Source organism: Acidovorax sp. DMC1 (assembly GCF_056314325.1).
This window is the reverse complement of sequence record NZ_JBQUYO010000006.1, coordinates 251205-269479: the sequence shown is the minus strand read 5'-3', so window position 1 is coordinate 269479 and position 18275 is coordinate 251205. Positions and strand designations below refer to the sequence as shown.

Annotated in this window: 13 protein-coding genes, 1 tRNA gene and 1 riboswitch; of the genes, 5 read left to right on the top strand and 9 right to left on the bottom strand. The window is 65.2% G+C overall.

The window, feature by feature from the left end; translation table 11 throughout:
* Positions 1-17 precede the first annotated feature (17 nt).
* Positions 18-1268: a YihY family inner membrane protein gene (locus ACT531_RS14715; protein ID WP_476017879.1), complete on the top strand. Its 1251-nt coding sequence runs from the start codon at positions 18-20 to the stop codon at positions 1266-1268.
* A gap of 104 nt (positions 1269-1372) precedes the next feature.
* Here the strand turns inward: ACT531_RS14715 and ACT531_RS14710 are convergent, their stop codons facing one another.
* The 3 genes from ACT531_RS14710 to ACT531_RS14700 form a co-directional block, all read right to left on the bottom strand.
* A complete protein-coding gene (locus ACT531_RS14710; protein WP_060987349.1) occupies positions 1373-1720 on the bottom strand; it encodes an Mpo1-like protein in 348 nt (115 codons plus the stop codon).
* A gap of 161 nt (positions 1721-1881) precedes the next feature.
* Entirely contained in the window at positions 1882-2700 is an 819-nt protein-coding gene (locus tag ACT531_RS14705) for an alpha/beta fold hydrolase (RefSeq protein ID WP_476017878.1), read from the bottom strand.
* A 2-nt stretch (positions 2701-2702) separates the two neighbouring features.
* Positions 2703-4013, bottom strand: a complete 1311-nt coding sequence (locus ACT531_RS14700) for an O-acetylhomoserine aminocarboxypropyltransferase (protein WP_476017877.1) — start codon at positions 4011-4013, stop codon at positions 2703-2705.
* A gap of 158 nt (positions 4014-4171) precedes the next feature.
* Between ACT531_RS14700 and ACT531_RS14695 the strand changes: the two genes are divergently transcribed.
* On the top strand, positions 4172-4621 hold the full coding sequence (locus ACT531_RS14695) for a CBS domain-containing protein (protein WP_015013536.1): 450 nt from the start codon (positions 4172-4174) through the stop codon (positions 4619-4621).
* An 84-nt stretch (positions 4622-4705) separates the two neighbouring features.
* Here ACT531_RS14695 and ACT531_RS14690 read toward each other — a convergent pair whose 3' ends face one another.
* Positions 4706-6889, bottom strand: a complete 2184-nt coding sequence (locus ACT531_RS14690; protein ID WP_476017876.1) for a sensor domain-containing protein — start codon at positions 6887-6889, stop codon at positions 4706-4708.
* A 267-nt stretch (positions 6890-7156) separates the two neighbouring features.
* Between ACT531_RS14690 and aroC the strand changes: the two genes are divergently transcribed.
* Entirely contained in the window at positions 7157-8254 is a 1098-nt protein-coding gene (gene aroC / locus ACT531_RS14685; protein WP_309823344.1) for a chorismate synthase, read from the top strand.
* 36 nt (positions 8255-8290) lie between these two features.
* Complete coding sequence (locus ACT531_RS14680) at positions 8291-10105, top strand: bifunctional metallophosphatase/5'-nucleotidase (RefSeq protein ID WP_476017875.1); 1815 nt, start codon at positions 8291-8293, stop codon at positions 10103-10105.
* Between the two features lie 197 nt (positions 10106-10302).
* Here the strand turns inward: ACT531_RS14680 and ACT531_RS14675 are convergent, their stop codons facing one another.
* The 4 genes from ACT531_RS14675 to ACT531_RS14660 form a co-directional block, all read right to left on the bottom strand.
* A complete protein-coding gene (locus ACT531_RS14675) occupies positions 10303-11205 on the bottom strand; it encodes a DMT family transporter (RefSeq protein WP_476017874.1) in 903 nt (300 codons plus the stop codon).
* A gap of 274 nt (positions 11206-11479) precedes the next feature.
* The gene (gene nrdR, locus ACT531_RS14670) at positions 11480-11929 is read right to left on the bottom strand and encodes a transcriptional regulator NrdR (RefSeq protein ID WP_015013541.1); all 450 of its coding nucleotides are present in this window, start codon (positions 11927-11929) and stop codon (positions 11480-11482) included.
* Between the two features lie 21 nt (positions 11930-11950).
* Positions 11951-13195, bottom strand: coding sequence for a serine hydroxymethyltransferase (glyA, locus tag ACT531_RS14665; RefSeq protein WP_110959082.1), 1245 nt, complete (start codon positions 13193-13195; stop codon positions 11951-11953).
* A gap of 35 nt (positions 13196-13230) precedes the next feature.
* Positions 13231-13384: riboswitch (ZMP/ZTP riboswitch) on the bottom strand.
* An 80-nt stretch (positions 13385-13464) separates the two neighbouring features.
* The gene (locus tag ACT531_RS14660; protein ID WP_422849245.1) at positions 13465-14310 is read right to left on the bottom strand and encodes a lytic transglycosylase domain-containing protein; all 846 of its coding nucleotides are present in this window, start codon (positions 14308-14310) and stop codon (positions 13465-13467) included.
* A 920-nt stretch (positions 14311-15230) separates the two neighbouring features.
* On the opposite strand from ACT531_RS14660, the gene ACT531_RS14655 reads away from it, so the two are divergent.
* Entirely contained in the window at positions 15231-17987 is a 2757-nt protein-coding gene (locus ACT531_RS14655) for a DUF349 domain-containing protein (RefSeq protein WP_476017873.1), read from the top strand.
* Between the two features lie 152 nt (positions 17988-18139).
* On the opposite strand, the gene ACT531_RS14650 is transcribed toward ACT531_RS14655, so the two are convergent.
* A tRNA-Leu gene (locus ACT531_RS14650) sits at positions 18140-18224 on the bottom strand.
* Between the last annotated feature and the right edge of the window lie 51 nt (positions 18225-18275).

The following is an 18275-nucleotide window of genomic DNA, read 5'->3' as shown; positions in this document are numbered from 1 at the left end:
GTGGCATCATATCGGCCATGCCCTTGACCTTACAGACAGCCGCACTGCGCGTGGAGGCGCTGATGACCGAGCTGTCCCACTTCCCCTGGAAGACCACGGCCCAGACGCTGCGTGAGCGCTTCCGCGAGGACCACCTGGGCCTTACGGCCAGCAGCCTGACCTTCACCACCATCCTGGCGCTGGTGCCGTTTTTTACCGTGGCGCTGGCGGTGTTCACCGCATTTCCCATCTTCGGCAAGCTGCAGGATGCGCTGCAGGGCTGGCTGGTCAGTAGCCTGGTGCCCGACAGCATCTCGCGGCAGGTGCTGGGCTACCTCACGCAGTTTGCGGCCAAGGCCAGCAGCCTGGGGGTGGCGGGGTTCAGCATCCTGCTGGCCACGGCGCTGGCGCTGATCCTGACCATCGACCGCACCCTCAACGACATCTGGCGCGTGCAGCGCCTGCGGCCGCTGGGCCAGCGGGTGCTGATCTACTGGGCCGCCATCACGCTGGGCCCGCTGCTGATGGGGGCGAGCCTGGCGCTCACTTCGTATGTGATGTCGGCGTCGGGAGGGCTGGTCAAGCGCCTGCCGGATGGCGTGCAGCTGTTGTTCGACTCGATCCAGTTTGTGGTGCTGGCGGGCGGCATGGCGTCGCTGTACCACTATGTGCCCAACACGCCGGTGAAATGGCGGCACGCCTGGACGGGCGGCTTTTTTGTGGCGGTGTGCATTGAGCTGGCCAAAAAGGTGCTGGCGGTGTATCTGGGCAAGGTGCCCACCTATTCGGTGGTGTACGGCGCGTTTGCCACGCTGCCCATCTTGCTGGTGTGGATCTATGTGGCCTGGGTCATCGTGCTGCTGGGGGCCGTGGTCACTGCCTACCTGCCCAGCCTGCTGGCGGGCGTGGCGCGGCGTGGCACTGTGGCGGGCTGGACGTTCCAGTTGGCGGTGGAGGTGCTGCAGGTGCTGCACCGCGCGCGCCAGCAGCCTGCCAAAGGACTGCGCCCCAGTCAGCTGGCCCAGCTGTTGCGGGTGGATGGATTGCAACTGCAGCCGGTGCTGGAAGCCCTGACCGCGCTGGACTGGGTGGGGCAGGTGAGCGATGCCGCCGTGAGTGCGGCCGACGTGCCCGAGTCCCGCTACGTGTTGCTGGCAGACCCTGAAAGCACCTTGCTGGCACCCCTGGTGCAGCGCTTGCTGCTGCAGCGGGTGGACAGCCTGGGCCCGCTGTGGGCCAACGCGAAGCTGGAAACCTTACGCATGGCGGATGTGCTGCAGGCGCGTTGAGCGGAGCGGGTGGGCGCCTTCAAACAGCAGTCGTTTGCTATATAAGTAATAGCTAGTTAGGCATGCTGCACTAACGCTTCCGGCCTCTGGGGCTTCAAATCAGCTCACAGGGGCACTTTGCCCGTCCAGATGTCCTTGTACATCACCCAGTCGCCCATGAAGCTGTAGAGCGGGCGCTTGAAGCTGGCGGGCTTGTTCTTCTCAAAGCCGAAGTGCCCCACCCAGGCAAAGCCGTAACCGCAGAGCAGGCCGTACAGCAGATACTGGGGCTTGCCTGTGGCTACCAGCATGGCCAGGCAGACCAGGGTGAGCGTGGAGCCCACAAAGTGCAGGCGGCGGCACGTGCGGTTGCTGTGCTCGCTCAGGTAGAACGGGTAGAAGTCCGCAAAGCTTTTGAAGGCCCGAGGGTCGGTGGCGGGCGCGGGTTGCGAGGCGGCAGTCTGGGTGGTCATGGCGTTGTCTCCGGGCGGCGTTGGGGCTCTGCCTGCGTTATACGCCGCAGCGCCAGCGCGCACCAGCGGGGCAGTGCGGGTGTGCTGTCGCCAACGGGTCTGCCACCCTGGACCGGCGATTGAAACCCCGGCAGGCTGCCAGCGCGCCGGGGTGTGGGGTCTCAACTGGCCAGGAAGTCGCGGATGGCGGCCAGTGTTTCTTCCGGCGCCTCGGTCATCTGGTTGTGGCCCACGGGCAGGTGGGCGATCTGCACCTGCTTGCCCGCCGCCTGGGCGGCCTTGACGAGACCTTGTGCCGCCTTGGGCGCCGTCATCTGGTCCTGGCTGCCCAGCGCAAACAGCACGGGGCAGGTGAGGGCTGCCATTGCCGCTTCGCCGCCCGCGTAGCTGTCGCAGGCCACAAACCCTCGGTGGAACACGTTGACCGCCGGATTGCTGCGCAGCACCTTGCGCCCCAGCGCCATGCCCGCGCCAAACACCCAGGTGCCAGGCCCCAGGGCCGACGGGGGGGCAGACAGCGTGCTGCGCGAGAACACATTGACCATGCGCATCGCCTTCTCCGGGTCGGTCTGCGAGGCCTCGATGAGTGCGGGCGACACTTTCATGGGGAACGCCGTGCCCACCAGCACCAGATGGCTGATGCGGTCCTTCAGCCGCGCGGCGGCTTCCATGGCAATGAGCGAACCCCAGCTGTGGCCCACCAGTGCCGCGCGCTGCACGCCTGCTGCATCGAGCAGCGCGCCGATGAAGTCCGCGCCTTGCTCCACCGTAGCAGGGGCATCGCCGCCACTGCGGCAGTGGCCGGGGAGGTCGATGGCCAGCACGTTCCAGCCGTGGTTGGCCATGTAGCGGCTTTGCAGGGCCCACACGCTGTGGTCGTTGAGCACGCCGTGGATGAACACCACGGTAGGCTTGGCGGCATCGAAGGCCTTGCCGCCGGTGTAGGCGTAGATGGCGGCACCGTTGACGTTGATATGCATGGTCAGGCCCCCGCTTTCTCGGCCGCTTTCAGCGCGCGCTTGAGGTCGTCGATGAGGTCGTCGGCATCTTCCAGACCGATGGACAGGCGGATCGTGCCCTGGCTGATGCCAGCGCCCGCCAGCGCATCGTCGCTCATGCGGAAGTGTGTGGTGCTGGCGGGGTGGATCACCAGGCTGCGGCAGTCGCCCACATTGGCCAAGTGGCTGAAGACTTTGAGGGTTTCGATGAACTTCTTGCCCTGCTCGCGGTTGCCCTTGAGGTCAAAGCTGAACACCGAGCCCGCGCCGCGTGGCAGCAGCTTTTGCGCTAGTGCATGGCTGGGGTGCGAGTCGAGCAAGGGGTGGCCTACGCGCGATACAAAGGGCTGCGCGGCCAGAAAATCCACCACCTTCTCGGTGTTGCGCATGTGCTGCGCCATGCGCAGCGGCAGGGTCTCGATGCCTTGCAGAATGAGCCAGGCGGTGTGCGGGCTCATGCAGGCGCCAAAGTCGCGCAGGCCCTCGCGCCGCGCGCGCAGCAGAAAGGCGCCCACGGTGCTCTCTTCAGTGAACACCATGTTGTGAAAGCCATCGTAGGGCTGGGTCAGCTCGGCAAACTTGCCGGCGGATTTGGGGCCGTCCCAGTCAAAGCTGCCGCCATCCACCACGATGCCGCCCACGACGGTGCCGTGGCCCGAGAGGAACTTGGTGGCCGAGTGGTAGACCAGATCGGCGCCGTGTTCAAACGGCTTGATGAGCCAGGGCGAGGTGAGGGTGGAGTCCACTAGCAGCGGTACGCCCGCCTCGTGCGCGATGGCGGAGACGGTGGGGATGTCCAGCACATCCAGGCCGGGGTTGCCCACGGTCTCGCCAAAGCACAGCTTGGTGTTGGGGCGCACCGCAGCGCGCCAGCCGTCGATGTCGCCGGGCTTGACGAAGGTGGTCTCAATGCCGAAGCGCGACAGCGTGTAGTGCAGCAGATTCTGCGATCCGCCATACAGCGCCGTGCTGGCCACGATGTGGCTGCCCGCGCCCATCAGCGTGGCAATCGCCAGGTGCAGTGCGGCCTGGCCGCTGGCGGTGGCAATGGCGCCCACGCCACCTTCCAGGGCAGCCACGCGCTGCTCCAGCACCGCGTTGGTCGGGTTGCTGATGCGGCTGTACACATGGCCGCCGCGCTCCAGGTTGAAGAGGGACGCTGCGTGGTCGCTCGACTCGAAGACGAACGAGGTGGTCAGGTGGATCGGCACGGCGCGCGCGCCGGTGGCGGGGTCGGGGCTGGCGCCTGCGTGCAGTGCCAGCGTGTCAAAGCCGGGGTCGGAGTAACCGGGCATCTGTGTGTCTCCCATGTTGTCAATGCAGGCGGGCATTGTGGGCTATATTTGCTGACAAACAGCCTGCAGCACCTGGGCAGCCCCAGTCGGTGTGCTGGTCGCTGCGGGCCCACACCTACTCTTTCCGATTCTTCCCGATCCCCCGGAGACTCCGCACCATGAAAGTCAGCGACATCCTTCGCGTCAAAGGCAACACCCTGTACACCGCATCGCCGGACGAGCCGCTGGCGGGTGCCGTGAGCTTGATGGCCGAGCGCGACATCGGCTCGCTGGTGGTGATGGAGCATGGTGATCTGGTGGGCATGCTCACCTTCCGCGAAGTGATCCAGGCGCTGGTCAAGAACGGCGGCAGCGTGGGCACGATGCTGGTGCGCACGGCCATGGACGATGCGCCCCTGACCTGCACACTCGAAACCGACATGGACGAAGTGCGCCGCATGATGCTGGACCGCCACGCCCGCTACATGCCCGTGATGGACCGCCGCATGCTGATGGGCGTGATCAGCTTCTATGACGTGGCCAAGGCCGTGGTGGACAGCCAGAACTTCGAGAACAAGATGCTCAAGGCCTACATCCGCGACTGGCCGGAAGAAGAACCCCGCACCTGAGTTTCTGAGGTCATGGCCAGGGCCTGATGCTCAAGGCCCAGGTCCAGGCCCTGGCGGGGCAACGCCGATGTGCCCCGAGCCACTTCAGCGATAGGGGCGCGGCGCCTGGGCGCAGAGCCAGGCTTCGATCTCGTCGGGTGGTAATGGCTTGCCGAACAGATAACCCTGCATCACCGGGCAGCCGTGCGTTTGCAGCCACTGCTGCTGGCCGATGGTCTCCACCCCCTCGGCCACCACCACCATGCCCAGGCTGTGGGCAATGCTCAGCACCGACACTGTGAGGGCGCGCGCCGTGGCGCTGGTGGTGAGGTCCTGTACAAAAGCCATGTCGAGCTTGAGCTCGCTGATGGGCAGGCGGTGCAGGTAGCTCAGGCTGGAGTAGCCGGTGCCAAAGTCATCGAGCGACAGCTTGAAGCCCTGGTGGTGCAGGGCCTCGATGTTCTGCAGCGTGACGGGCCGCGCATCCATCATCACGCTCTCCGTGATCTCCAGCAGCACATCGCTGGCGCGCAGGCCGTGGCGCTGCAGTGCGTCGCTGATCTCCTGCGCAAACTCCGGCCGGTGAAAGCTGCGGCCCGAGAGGTTGACGGCGACGCAAGGCACATCGTGGCCTGCAGCGCGCCAGGCCGCCAGCTGGCGGCAGGCTTCGTCCAGCAGCCACAGGGTCAGCTCATGGATCAGCCCGGCGTCCTCGGCCACAGGGATGAACTGCGACGGCGGCACCATGCCCCACTGCGGGTGGTTCCAGCGCGCCAACGCCTCCACCCCGTGCAACGTGCCGGGAGAACTGCTGAGCACCTGCGGCTGGTAGTGCAGCATGAGGCTGCGGTCGGACAGCGCCTGCTGCAGCGCGCGCTCCAGCGAGGCGCGCTCCTGGGCACGGCGGTTCATCTCGGCGCTGAACAGCTGCAGGCTGTGGCGATGGTCGCTCTTGGCCTGGTGCATGGCCTGGTCGGCATGGCGCAGCAGGGTGTCGATGGTGTCCCCATCGTTCGGAAACATCGCAATGCCGAGGCTCGCGTGCGGCACATGGGTCTGCCCAAAAATGTCCAGCGGCTGGGCAATGTCGTGCAGCACGCGGTGGGCACTTTGCACGGCCTGTTCGGTGGTGCATTCGGAGAGCAGCAGCACAAATTCGTCGCCCGACAGGCGCGCGATCAGGTCACGGGCGCGCAGGCCTTGCGTGAGGCGCTGGGCCACCTCGCTCAGCAGCGCATCGCCGGCGGCATGCCCCTGGGTGTCGTTGACCTGTTTGAACCGGTCGAGGTCCAGGAACAGCAGGGCGCCTGTGTGGTTGCCCCGGCGCAGGTCACCCAACGCGCGCTCTGCGCTGGTGCGAAACAGGGCGCGGTTGGGCAAGCCCGTGAGTACATCAAAAAACGCCAGCTGGTGGATGCGCTGGTGCGTGCTGTCGCGCTCAATGGCCAATGCGCACAGGTGCAGGCACACATCGACCAGGCGCTGGTGCAACGCGTCGGGCGCGCGTGGCTCGCGGAAGTAGAACGCAAAGGTGCCAATCGGCTGGCCCCGGTGGTCCCGGATCGGGCTGGACCAGCAGGCGCGCATTCCGCTCCGGGCAAACAGTTCCCGGTAGTCGTCCCAGAGTGGGTCCGTGGCCATGTCGGTGACCACTACGGGCTCGTTGCGGAACGCTGCGGTGCCACATGACCCTGCGGTAGGGCCAATGGCCAGCCCGTCCAGTGCACGGCTGATGCTGGCGGGCAGGCTGGGGGCTGCCAGTGGGTGCAGTCGGCCCTGGGCATCCACCGCCAGGATGGTGGCGGTGACCTCGGGCGCGATACGTTCCACCTCGCGGCAGACCAGGGCCATCAGCTCGTGCAGGGGCAACTCGTTGACCATGCCCTCCAGCACATGCGTCTGCAGCACCTCGTGCATTTTGGTGAGCGTGATGTCGGTCAGGATCGAGATGCTGCCCCCCGGTCCGCCCGAGCTTTCGTCGGACGCATTGATGACCAGCGACACCCAGCGGGGTTGCCCCGCCTTGCTGTACAGCAGGGTGTCTCCATGAAAGCTGCCTTGCGCCAGCACATTGCCCCGGATGCTTTCGAGCAGGTCCGGGTCAGAGTGGGGGCCCAGCAAGACCTCGCTCAACAGCTTGCCCAGCACCTCAGCGGGCTGGTAGCCAAACAGGCGTGTAAACCCTTCGTTGACATACACCACGCGCTTGGAACTGTTGGTCATCACCACGGCGTTGTCGCTGGCATCCAGCGCCCGGCGAAGAGGCGCGTCTGCCAGGGTGGCAGTCAAAAGGGTGCGGGACGGAGATGTTGGACCCGGAGAGGGGGGCGCGAGGGCGGGCATGTAGATCCCAGAAATCGATGGTTACATGCTAACAAGCGCTCAGGGGCCTGCCAAGCGAGATATGTCCTGCCCGTGCCTCGGCGCCACGCCCCCGATATTCGGCCCCTGCGTACCTTGGCGCAGCGGAATATGCCTGTGGTGCGTGGTGGTGCGCCGCAGCAAACCGGTGTTGCTGCTCGGGGCTCCCCGGGAGCTCTGGGATAATCCGGCCCCATGAGCGGCAACACCATCGGTACCCTATTCGCAGTCACCAACTTTGGTGAATCCCACGGCCCGGCCATTGGCTGCGTGATTGACGGCTGCCCGCCCGGCATGCCCCTCACCGAGGCTGACATCCAGACCGACCTGGACCGGCGCCGCCCTGGCACCAGCCGCCACGTCACGCAGCGCAACGAGCCGGACGCGGTGGAGATCCTGTCGGGCGTGTACGAGGGCAAGACCACCGGCACCCCCATTGCCCTGCTGATCCGCAACACCGATCAGCGCAGCAAGGACTACAGCAATATTGCCGAGAGCTTCCGCCCGGGCCATGCTGATTACACCTACTGGCACAAGTACGGCATCCGCGACCCGCGCGGCGGCGGCCGGTCTTCCGCCCGCCTGACGGCGCCCACGGTGGCCGCAGGTGCCGTGGCCAAGAAGTGGCTGGCGCAGCAATATGGCGCCGATTTCCGCGCCTGCATGACCCAGCTGGGCGAACTGCCCATCCCGTTCGAGAGCTGGGACCATGTGCGCAGCAACCCCTTCTTCGCCCCCGTGGCCGACGTGCAGCAGTACGAGGATTACATGGACGCCCTGCGCAAGGCCGGTGACTCTTGCGGCGCGCGCATCCGGGTGCAGGCCACGGGCGTGCCGGTGGGCCTGGGCGAGCCGCTGTACGACAAGCTCGACGCCGACATTGCCCACGCCATGATGGGTTTGAATGCCGTGAAGGGCGTGGAGATTGGTGCAGGCTTTGCCAGCGTGGCCCACCGGGGCACCATGCACGGCGACTCGATGACGCCGCAGGGCTTTCGCACCAACAACGCCGGGGGTGTGCTGGGCGGTATCAGCACCGGGCAGGATCTGGAGGTGAGCATCGCCATCAAGCCCACCAGTTCCATCATCAGCCCGCGCGAGTCCATCGACATCCACGGCAAGAGCACCGAAGTGATCACCAAGGGCCGCCACGACCCCTGCGTGGGCATCCGCGCCGCGCCGATCGCCGAAGCGCTGCTGGCGCTGGTGGTGATGGAGCACGCACTGCGCCACCGTGCCCAGTGTGGCGACGTGGTGCCCCCTGTGCCACCGATCCAGGCCTCGTTTCTGTAACACCAACTCCCACCGTCCCAGGGGCGGTCCCTCCGTATGAGCAACCGCTTGTTCCGGGCCTTCCGTCGCCGGGCGTTGGCCGCCCTGACCGTGCCGCTGTGGCTGGCTGGCTGTGGCGGCATGGCACCCATCTCGCCCACCGCTCCTGCGGCGGGCAACGCGCCGGCCCACATCGACATCACCCTCATCGGCTTCAACGACCTCCACGGCAACCTGGAGCCGCCCCACATGGCGCACCGGGTGCAAGGGCCCACAGGCCCGGTGCTGGCGCCTGCCGGGGGCATGGCCTACTTCGCCAGCGCCATGGCCGCCCTCAAGGCCCAGTCGCCGCACCATGCCGTCGTGTCTGCGGGTGACATGGTGGGCGCATCACCGCTGGTGTCGTCGCTGTTCCTGGACGAGCCCACCATCGAAGCGGTCAACCGCATGCAGATCGACTTCAATGCGGTCGGCAACCACGAGTTTGACCGGGGCTGGCGCGAGCTGCTGCGGCTGCAGAACGGCGGCTGCGAAAAATTCACCTCGCGCGAGCCCTGCCGCATCAGCAAACCGTTCGAGGGTGCAAAGTTCGGCCTGCTGGCCGCCAACACGGTGCGCGAGGACGGGCGCACTCTGCTGCCCGCCACGGGGCTCAAGCGGTTCACCGAAGGCGGTGTCACCGTCACCATGGGGTTCATCGGTCTCACGCTGCAGGCCACACCTACCATGGTCAGCCCATCGGGCGTGGCCGGGCTGCGTTTTGAGGATGAAGCGGCCACGGCCAATGCGCTGATTCCCCAGCTCAAGGCCCAGGGCGCCGATGTGATCGTGGTGGCCATCCATGAAGGTGGTGGCACCACGGCGGGCTTGCAGGAGACCAGCTGCGCGGGCCTGTCTGGAGACATCGTGCCCATCCTGGAGCGGCTGGACCCGGCCGTGGATGTGGTGGTTTCGGGCCACACGCACCAAGCCTATGTGTGCGATTACAGCCGTGTGAACCCCGCGAAGCCCTTCTTGCTGACCAGCGCGGGCCAGTACGGCACGCTACTCACCGACATTCAGCTGCGCGTGGACACGCAGACCCGCCGCGTGATCCGCAAGACGGCGCGCAATGTAGTGGTGCAGGGCGAGGCCTTCACGGGCGCCCAGCGGCCTGTGCCGCTGACCACTGCCGTGCCGACGTTTCCTGCGGACCCTGGCGTGCAGAAGATCATCGACACCTACCGCGCCGCCGCCATCCCGCTGGCCCAGCGCCCGGTGGGCCAGGCCCAGGGGGCCATGCGCCGCCAGCCCAACGCGGCGCTGGAAAGCGGATTGGGCAATCTGGTGGCAGACGCCCAGTTGCTGGCCACGCGGGCGCCCGAAGACGGTGGCGCTCAGTTGTCGTTCATGAACCCGGGCGGCCTGCGTGCGGACCTGGTGCCGGATGAACAAGGGCTGGTGCGTTACGGCCAGCTGTATGCCGTACAACCTTTTGGCAACCAGCTGGTGATCAAGACCTTCACGGGTGCGCAGATCCGCGCCGTGCTGGAGCAGCAGTTTGCCAGCGGCGGCAACACAGTGCAGCGGCCCCGGGTGCTGTCGGTGTCCAGCGGCTTCAGCTACCGCTACGACCTGAGCCAGCCCGCCGGGGCGCGTATCAGCCACATGGTGCTGAATGGTGCGCCGGTGACCGATACGCAGTCAGTGCGCGTGGTGATGAGCAGTTTTCTGGACAGCGGTGGTGACAACTTCACGGTGCTGACGCAGGGCCAGGACCGGCGCGTGGGCGAACTGGACCTGGATGCGCTGGAGGCGTACTTCCGGCTGCAGAGTCCGGTGGCACCGCCTGCTACCAACCGCATCACCCGTGTTGCGCCCGCTGCGCGCTGAGCCGTGTCCACCGGGCACCCTTGCTCGGAGGGGCCTAGTGTGGTGTTGCACGCTATCTGGCACTTAAAAACCGCGTCTTTTCGGCCAGGGCTGCGTTGCAAATCCTCGCGATACCTCCGGGTATCGCTGCGGTTTGCGCCTTGCCCTGACCAAAAATCCATCGGTTTTCAATGTGCCATCCAGCGCGCAACACCACACTAGTCGGCTGTGCGGCGCAGCGCACCCAGCCAATGCAGCGGGTTGAAGCTGGTGACCAGCCCGGTCGCCACCAGCACCAGCGCGCCGCCCCAGAGCATGCCCGGCCCCAGGGCCTCGCCCAGAAAGATATGCCCCCAGGCCACACCAAACAGCGGGATCATGAAGGCAGAGCTCATGGCGGCGACCGGGGACACCTGTGTCAACACCCGCAGGTTGAGCCAATAGGCCAGCCCCGAGGTCACCACGCCCATCACGGCCACAGCGGCCAGTGCCCCTGGGGTGAAGTGTGCGGCGGGCATGGTCCATGCGGCGCCCGGCAGCAACAGCACCAGCGCTGCGGCGTGGATGCCTGCTGCGATCGACAGCGGTGACATGCGCTGTGTTGCACGCTTCATCCAGGTGGTGGAGATGCCGTAGCAAGCCGAAGCCGTCACGCAGGCTGCAGCAGCAGTCAGCAGCGCGGGCGTGGGCTCCACGGGCCCTAGCTGCACGATAAGCGCCACCCCGGCAAAGCCGCAGAGGCAGCCGGCCCATTTGCGTGCGCTCAGCGTGTCTTCCTTCATCCACGCGGCAGCGATCACGCCAAACGGCACGGCCATGGTGTTAAGCAGCGAGCTGTAGCCCGCTGGCAGGTGCAGCGCCGCCCAGGCGTACAGCAGAAAAGGTGCTGCCACCGTCAGCGTGCCCAGCCCCAGCAGCTCTCGCCAGTGGCGCCAGGGCCAGGGCTCACCTGCCCAGCGCATGATGCCCATCAGCGTGAGGGTGGCCAGGCCAATGCGCAGCGCGGCCATCACATTGGGGCCCAGCACCGGACTGGCAACGTGAATGAAAAGAAAGGAAGCGCCCCACAGGGCAGACAGCAGCACCAGCTGCAGGAAATGACGGGTTTTCACCGCGCGCATTGTCAGGCACCTTCGTGGTGCTTGCCGGCGTGTGGTAGAGCCGTTTTGATACAAAAAACGCCTGAAGCGCAAGTGCATCATGCCGTGATAGCTATGAAATTAATAGCTGCTGCAAAGTAGCTTGCGCGACATGTGCAGAGGCTACGGCCGAAGCGGTGAGGATACACAGCGGACCGGTGGCTGCATAACCGCATCGCACAGACCAAATAGCCGCGTGGGGCTCATGACGGGAAAGGGCAGGCGTTACCGCGAGGGCTGGCCCAACGTGCGCGCGCTACTTGCGCACTTCATCGACCATGGCACGGAAGTCGTCGATGTCTTCAAAGCTGCGGTACACGCTGGCAAAGCGGATGTAGGCCACCTTGTCGAGCTTCTTGAGCTCGCGCATCACCAGCTCGCCAATGCGGCTGGAGATCACTTCACGCTGCCCCAGGTTGAGCAGTTTCTCTTCGATGCGCTCGATGGCGCTGTCGATCTGGTCGGTGCTCACGGGCCGCTTGCGCAATGCCAGGTTAAACGAGCCCAGCAGCTTGCTGCGGTCGTATTCAATGCGCCGGCCGTCCTTCTTGACGATGGCCGGGAAGTTCACTTCCGGCCGCTCGTAGGTGGTGAAGCGCTTGTCGCACGCGCCGCACTGGCGGCGGCGGCGGATGAAGACCCCATCCTCAGACACCCGCGTTTCAACGACTTGCGTTTCGAGGTGGCTGCAGAAGGGGCACTTCATGGGCGCAGAGAACCGGCTTGCTTAGCGGTAGACCGGGAAACGTGCGGTCAGGGCGTTGACCTTGGCGCGCACGGCGGCGATGTTGGCTTCGTCGCGAGGGTTGTCCAGCACATCGGCGATCAGGTTGGCCGTGATGCGGGCTTCTTCTTCCTTGAAGCCGCGCGTGGTCATGGCGGGGGTGCCAATGCGCACGCCGCTGGTCACCATCGGCTTTTCAGGGTCGTTGGGGATGGCGTTCTTGTTGATGGTCATGTGGGCGGCGCCCAGCACGGCCTCGGCTTCCTTGCCGGTGATGCCCTTGGCGCGCAGGTCCACCAGCATCACGTGGCTTTGGGTGCCGCCGGACACGATGCGCAGGCCGCGTGCGGTCAGCGTCTCGGCCACGACCTTGGCGTTCTTGGCCACTTGTTCCTGGTAGGCCTTGAACTCGGGCTGCATCGCTTCCTTGAAGGCCACGGCCTTGGCTGCGATCACGTGCATCAGCGGGCCGCCTTGCAGGCCGGGGAAGATGGCGCTGTTGATGGCTTTCTCGTGTTCGGCCTTCATCAGGATGATGCCGCCACGGGGGCCGCGCAGGCTCTTGTGGGTGGTCGATGTCACCACGTCAGCGTGGGGCACGGGGTTGGGGTACACGCCCGCAGCGATCAGGCCGGCGTAGTGGGCCATGTCCACCATGAAGATCGCGCCAATTTCCTTGGCGACCTTGGCAAAGCGGGCGAAATCGATGTGCAGGCTGTAGGCAGAGGCACCGGCCACGATCAGCTTTGGCTTGTGTTCGCGGGCCTTGGCTTCCATCGCGTCGTAGTCGATGGCTTCGTTCTTGTCCAGGCCGTAGCTGACCACGTTGAACCACTTGCCCGACATGTTCAGCGGCATGCCGTGGGTCAGGTGACCGCCTTCGGCCAGGCTCATGCCCATAATGGTGTCGCCGGGCTTGAGGAAGGCCAGGAACACGGCCTCATTGGCAGATGCGCCGCAGTGGGGCTGCACGTTGGCGGCGTCGGCGCCGAAGATCTTCTTCACGCGGTCGATGGCCAGCTGCTCGGCCACGTCCACATGCTCGCAGCCACCGTAGTAGCGCTTGCCGGGGTAGCCTTCGGCGTATTTGTTGGTGAGCTGGGTGCCTTGCGCCCACATCACGGCGGGGGAGGCGTAGTTCTCGCTGGCGATCAGCTCGATGTGGTGTTCTTGGCGGGCGTTTTCGGCCTGGATGGCGGCAAACAGCTCGGGGTCGGTTTGTTCGACAAGAATTTTGCGGTCGTACATGATTGGCAGTCCTATGAACTTGTGTCCCTTGAAACAAGGGCTGCCCAGGCGAACGGCTGAACGCACGGGGCAGGGCCCCTGCGGCACGCTTCCCAGTGGTTCACAAGAAGTAGGTTCTTGCTGGTTTCCACGTCAGCGGCTACATCCAGTGACTGAATGCAGCGCCTATCGCCAGTCGCGTACCTCATTAGTGTAGCCGACACGGCACTGCTACACCGCCGAAACCGCCGGGGGCCAAGGTTGTTACCCGGGCGCCGGGAGCCTGCCTGTTACAGGCCCGGTGTCAGCAAAGCCACCTTGTCGCTGACCGCAGCCGGTGCTGGGGTGCGAGGTGCCGCTGCAGGGATGCTCTGCACAGGAGCCTGGGTAGACAGGGAGGGAGGGGGATTGAAGGGCACTGCGCGACCACCGGCCACCTGGCGCAGGCGGAAATGTTCCGCCATCACCTTGGCGGCGTAGCCACCATCGTCGGCCATGTTGCCCGCGCCCACATAAAAGCGCAGGCCACCTTCCAGCGATCCTGCGCGGGCGATGCACTCTTGCAGCACCTTCACGCCAACCCGCAGGTTGCTCACCGGGTCAAAGGCGGCAAAGTGGCCGCCAAAGTTCTGGTACTTGTCGGTGTGCACGCGGGTCATCACCTGCATCAGCCCTTGGGCGCCCACAGCGCTTTCGGCAAACGGGTTGAAGCTGGACTCGATGGCCATGATGGCCAGGATCAGCGTGGGGTCGATCTTGGCGCGGGTGCCAATCTCGTAGGCCTCGGCCACCAGGGCGCTGAGGGGCTCTGGCGCCACACGGTACTTCTTGCTGAGCCAGAAGGCCACGGCAGCCTGCTCTTTGGGCAGGTCTTTGGGGTTCACTGCCGTAGCGCGCTCGCTGGCTTCGGGTTCGATGGGCATGCCCAACATTTCTACCTGGCGGGCTTGCAGCCAGTTCATCAGTTGCTCTTCACCTGCCTGGCGCAGATCGGGCCGTGCTGTGAGTGCAATGACGACAAAGGCAACGGCCAGGCCTATGAGGGCAAAGCTGTTGTGGGTGATTTCAAGAAAACCTTCGGTCACATCGGCCGCGAAAGTTCGCACGCCGGAGAGTATTTTTCCTGACGCTGTCATAGCTCTTCCTTTCTGAGGCGGGCCAGCGGAGTGGAGCCGTCGCGGTGGACGGTGCTTTGCTGGCAGATCGCCTGGATTGGTACGCCATCAAATCCGGGCTGCACGTCTGTGGAGTGCTTGGCGCCCTGGATTGACTTAGCCGGGTTCGGCAGCGATTGGGGTTTGTACTAGCCCCGTTTTTGGGGCTGGCGGATTCTAGAAGCTCACTAAATGCATAGTCAATACTAACAATTCAATATTTAAGACATATAAATTATGAAAAATCTGTAAAAAATCACAGTTTTTCTGAGCCAAGCGCTGTTTTTCGTTGGGAGCGGCCGTGCAGCGGCTGACATCCGCATATCAAATTCAATCGGGCTTTTCGCCGCCATTGAGAATCCGATTTGAGTTGGCGAAGCGAGTTTGATAAGGTGGGGGCGCCTGTAGATTTCAGGCATCGCCAGACGAAGCGAAGTCTCCCTCCGAGGGCATTCAGTGCCAAGGTGCAGCAGATGCCGCTTCCATGGCAACCCCTGGAGGCAATACCTTGCCTCCGCGCCATGCGGACCTTTCTCTCCGCATCGCGACCGATGGCAAAGACCGTTGTGTCAGCCGTCAAGCCCGGCGGGCAGGCCCTTCAGGCACTGCTCGTCGGGCTTTCTTATTGGTGTGTCGCCTTGTGGGTGGGCGGCACAGTCTTATATATAGATAATGGGGGCTGTTCCCTAGAGCGGCGACCCTTCGCCCGGATTGCCGGGCGACATCCTCGCCGGATGCCTTGCTCCAGATCACCCTGCAGGTGTTGAGGAGGCAAGCCGCTACGGCCTCGGGCCCAATCCGGTGAAAATAGCCCTTTTGTTGCCCTGGCGCGCGATTGGCGCGGTCGTTCGGGCACGGCCCCGGGCTCTGCGCCTGGGATGCCTTCGTAATCCATTGGATCCATGTTTCCATTTTTTTCCCGCAGCAAAATGTCCGACGCACCTGAAGTGAATCCGGCCCCGGCCAAAACCCATGAGCCGCATCCGCTCGATGCGCTGACTGGTGGCGCTTTCTCTGCCGCCACCTCGGGCGAGCGTGCCTCCCGCATCCGCGACTGGCTGGCCACGCAGCCATCACCTGAACAACTGCAAGAGGTGTTCAAGGAGCTGAGCGGGCGCGACAAGGGCGCGGCCCGTGCAGTGCGCGAACGCCTGGACGAAATCCGTCGCGCCAAGGGGCAGGAAGCCATTGCGGCCGAATGGGCTGAAAAAGCCCAGGCCCTCTTGGCGGCCCCCAAGCTCAATATTGCAGATGCCCTGGCCTGGCAGCGGGATGCCGCCAAGGCTGGTGCCCCGTTGTCGCGCGAGCCGTTGTCCCTGCTCAAGGTACAGCTGGCCGACCGCGTGAAGGTCATCGAAGACCTGCAGCACCGGGTTCAGGTGCAGCGCGAGGCCGCTGTGTTGCTGGCACAGCGCATCGAAGTGCTCTCGACCAAGCCCTGGCGCGATGCGCAGGCTGCGCTCGAACTGCTGCGCGCCGATGTGGCGCGCTGGCAGGAACAGGCCCAGGAGCTGACGGGTGATGCCAGCTGGGCGAGTGTGGAAGCCAGGTTCCCGCCGTTGCTCGATGCCTCGCGCACCCAGCTGCTGGTGGTGTGGGAGGCTTTCCAGCCTGCCGTAGCGCAAGCTGCTGCAGCCGCAGAAGATGCTGCTGCACCCCTGCCACCTGTGCCGGTGTGGGCGGACGAACTGCGCGCTGCACGTGGCTTGCCCACTGCTGCCTCGGAGGCGGCTGCCGCTTCTGCCGCTGCCGGCAAGCCCGCGCGTGCTGCCAAGCCCAAGGTGGCGCCGGAGGTGATTGAAAAAGCCCACCAACTGGTGCGCGATGCCTTGGCAACGCTGGAGAAAGAAACGGCCGAAGGCCACGGCAAGGCCAGTGCCGGCGCTGCCGCTGCGCTGCGCGCCGTGCTCAAGGTGCATGGCAAGCACATTGACAACGCGCTGGAGCAACAGGTGCACACGGCGCTGGTGGCTGCCGGTGAGCTGGAAGGCTGGCAACGCTGGAGTGCCGACCAGGTGCGTGAAGAGCTGGTGGCCAAGGCCGAAGCGCTGCTCAACCGCCCTGAAGGTCAGGCCTTGGGTGGTCGCAAGATGCAAGAGACTCTGCGCAGCCTGCGTGAGCAGTGGAAGCAAGCGGATCAGGGCGGTGCGCCCAACCACGCGCTGTGGAAGAAATTTGACGAGGCCTGCAACGCAGCGCACAAGGTGGTCGAGGCCTGGCTGGACAAGATCCGCGCTGAAGCGGCTGAGCACAAGGCCCAGCGCCTCGCGCTGATCGAAGAGGTCAAGGCCTGGGCGCAGGAGCATGCTGCGTCGGGCGACTGGAAGGCCATCAACCGCGCGCTGTACCAGTTCGGCGACCGCTGGCGCGAAGGCGGCCATGTGGGTGAAAAAATCTTTGCCGAACTTCAGCCCCTGTGGAAGCAGGCAATCGCTCTGGCCGCAGCGCCGCTGGAGGCAGCGCAGAAAGAAAGCCTGGCACGTCGCCACGCAATGATCGAAGAAGCCACGGCACTGGGCGCTGCGCCTTCGCTGCGCATCGATGCCGTCAAGGCGCTGCAGCAGCGCTGGCAGGCAGAAGCTCAGACGGTGCCTCTGGATCGCAAGCACGAACAGAAGTTGTGGGATGCCTTCCGCAAGCCCATTGATGAGGCGTTCAACCGCAAGTCTGCGGACCGCGAGCGCGCTGTCACTGAACTGAGTGCGCGGGACCGCGTGGTGCTGGACGCGTCCAAGGCCCTGGAGGCTGCCAACGCCACCGGTGATGCGCAGCAGATTCGCGCTGCCATGCAGGCACTGGAAGCCGCGTTGCGCGGCCAGGCCCAGGCGGCGGAAGCGGTTGCCACGGCCAACAAAGACGCTCAGTCGCAGGCTGAAGCGCAGTCGGTTGCGGCGCCAGCCGCGGCTGAAGGGGGGGTGGAGGCGGTGGAGGGTGGCGATGCAGCGGCTGCGGCCCCCGCAACACCTGCTGCTCCCAAGCCTGCCGCGCGGCCCGTGGTGGCGGTGCGCGGGGATGACCGCCCCGGCATGAAGAAGGATGCTCCGGCGGCTCCTGGCCGAGGTGCTCGACCCGGTGATCGTCGCGATGGCCGTCCGGGCGACCGTGACGGTGCCCGCGGCCCGCGTACGGATGGCCGTATGGGGGATCGCGGTGACCGGGGAGGCCGCTTTGGTGATCGCCCTGCGTTTGAGGACCGTGGCCCGCGCCTGGGTGACACGGCATTCCGTGCCCAGCGCGAGGCGATGGAGCATGCGCAGCTGGCGCTGAAGAAACTGGCGGCCCAGGCCCACGGCGAAGCGCTGACCCAGTTGCTGACCGCCTGGGAAAAGCGCGATGCAGCGCTGGTGCCCGGTGCGCAAGAACTGGGCTCGGGTGTGACGGCATCGGTGCGCAGCGCCTGGACCCAGGCGTTGTCTGCGGCGTCCAAGGGCGATGCCGCGGAAGCCATGTTGCGGTTGGAGATGGCGGCAGAGGCGCCAACGCCGGCGGAGCACATTGCTGCACGGCGCATGCTGCAGCTGCAACTGCTGACACGCCGTAATGATCCCGCACCAGCCCAGACCTGGGGGCAGGATGTGGCGCGCGTGTTGGCAGGCCCCAGCGATGCGGCCAGCGCACGCCGTTTGCAGAACGTCCTCAAGACGCTGTTGCGCAAATAAACGAAACGCAGGGAGTGTGCGCACTGCGGTGCGCATGCCGCCACGGCATCCGACAGAAAAACGAGATCGCGCGCGGTCTCGTTTTTTCTTTTGGTGTGCGTGGGCCTGGAAAACAAAAAAGCCGTTGCGAATGCAACGGCTTTTTATGTGTTTGGTGCCCAGGAGAGGACTCGAACCTCCACGATGTTACTCGCTAGTACCTGAAACTAGTGCGTCTACCAATTCCGCCACCTGGGCTTTCAGATCAGCTTCGAATTATAGGATGTTTTTTGGGGCATCCGGAGAACT

Coding starts and splice junctions, on each gene's coding strand:
- ACT531_RS14680 (WP_476017875.1), top strand. CDS start 8,291: ATGAGCAACCGCTTGTTCCGGGCCTTCCGTCGCCGGGCGTTGGCCGCC.
- ACT531_RS14705 (WP_476017878.1), bottom strand. CDS start 2,700: ATGCATATCAACGTCAACGGTGCCGCCATCTACGCCTACACCGGCGGC.
- nrdR (WP_015013541.1), bottom strand. CDS start 11,929: ATGAAGTGCCCCTTCTGCAGCCACCTCGAAACGCAAGTCGTTGAAACG.
- ACT531_RS14675 (WP_476017874.1), bottom strand. CDS start 11,205: ATGCGCGCGGTGAAAACCCGTCATTTCCTGCAGCTGGTGCTGCTGTCT.
- ACT531_RS14695 (WP_015013536.1), top strand. CDS start 4,172: ATGAAAGTCAGCGACATCCTTCGCGTCAAAGGCAACACCCTGTACACC.
- ACT531_RS14660 (WP_422849245.1), bottom strand. CDS start 14,310: ATGACAGCGTCAGGAAAAATACTCTCCGGCGTGCGAACTTTCGCGGCC.
- ACT531_RS14715 (WP_476017879.1), top strand. CDS start 18: ATGCCCTTGACCTTACAGACAGCCGCACTGCGCGTGGAGGCGCTGATG.
- ACT531_RS14655 (WP_476017873.1), top strand. CDS start 15,231: ATGTTTCCATTTTTTTCCCGCAGCAAAATGTCCGACGCACCTGAAGTG.
- ACT531_RS14710 (WP_060987349.1), bottom strand. CDS start 1,720: ATGACCACCCAGACTGCCGCCTCGCAACCCGCGCCCGCCACCGACCCT.
- glyA (WP_110959082.1), bottom strand. CDS start 13,195: ATGTACGACCGCAAAATTCTTGTCGAACAAACCGACCCCGAGCTGTTT.
- ACT531_RS14700 (WP_476017877.1), bottom strand. CDS start 4,013: ATGCCCGGTTACTCCGACCCCGGCTTTGACACGCTGGCACTGCACGCA.
- aroC (WP_309823344.1), top strand. CDS start 7,157: ATGAGCGGCAACACCATCGGTACCCTATTCGCAGTCACCAACTTTGGT.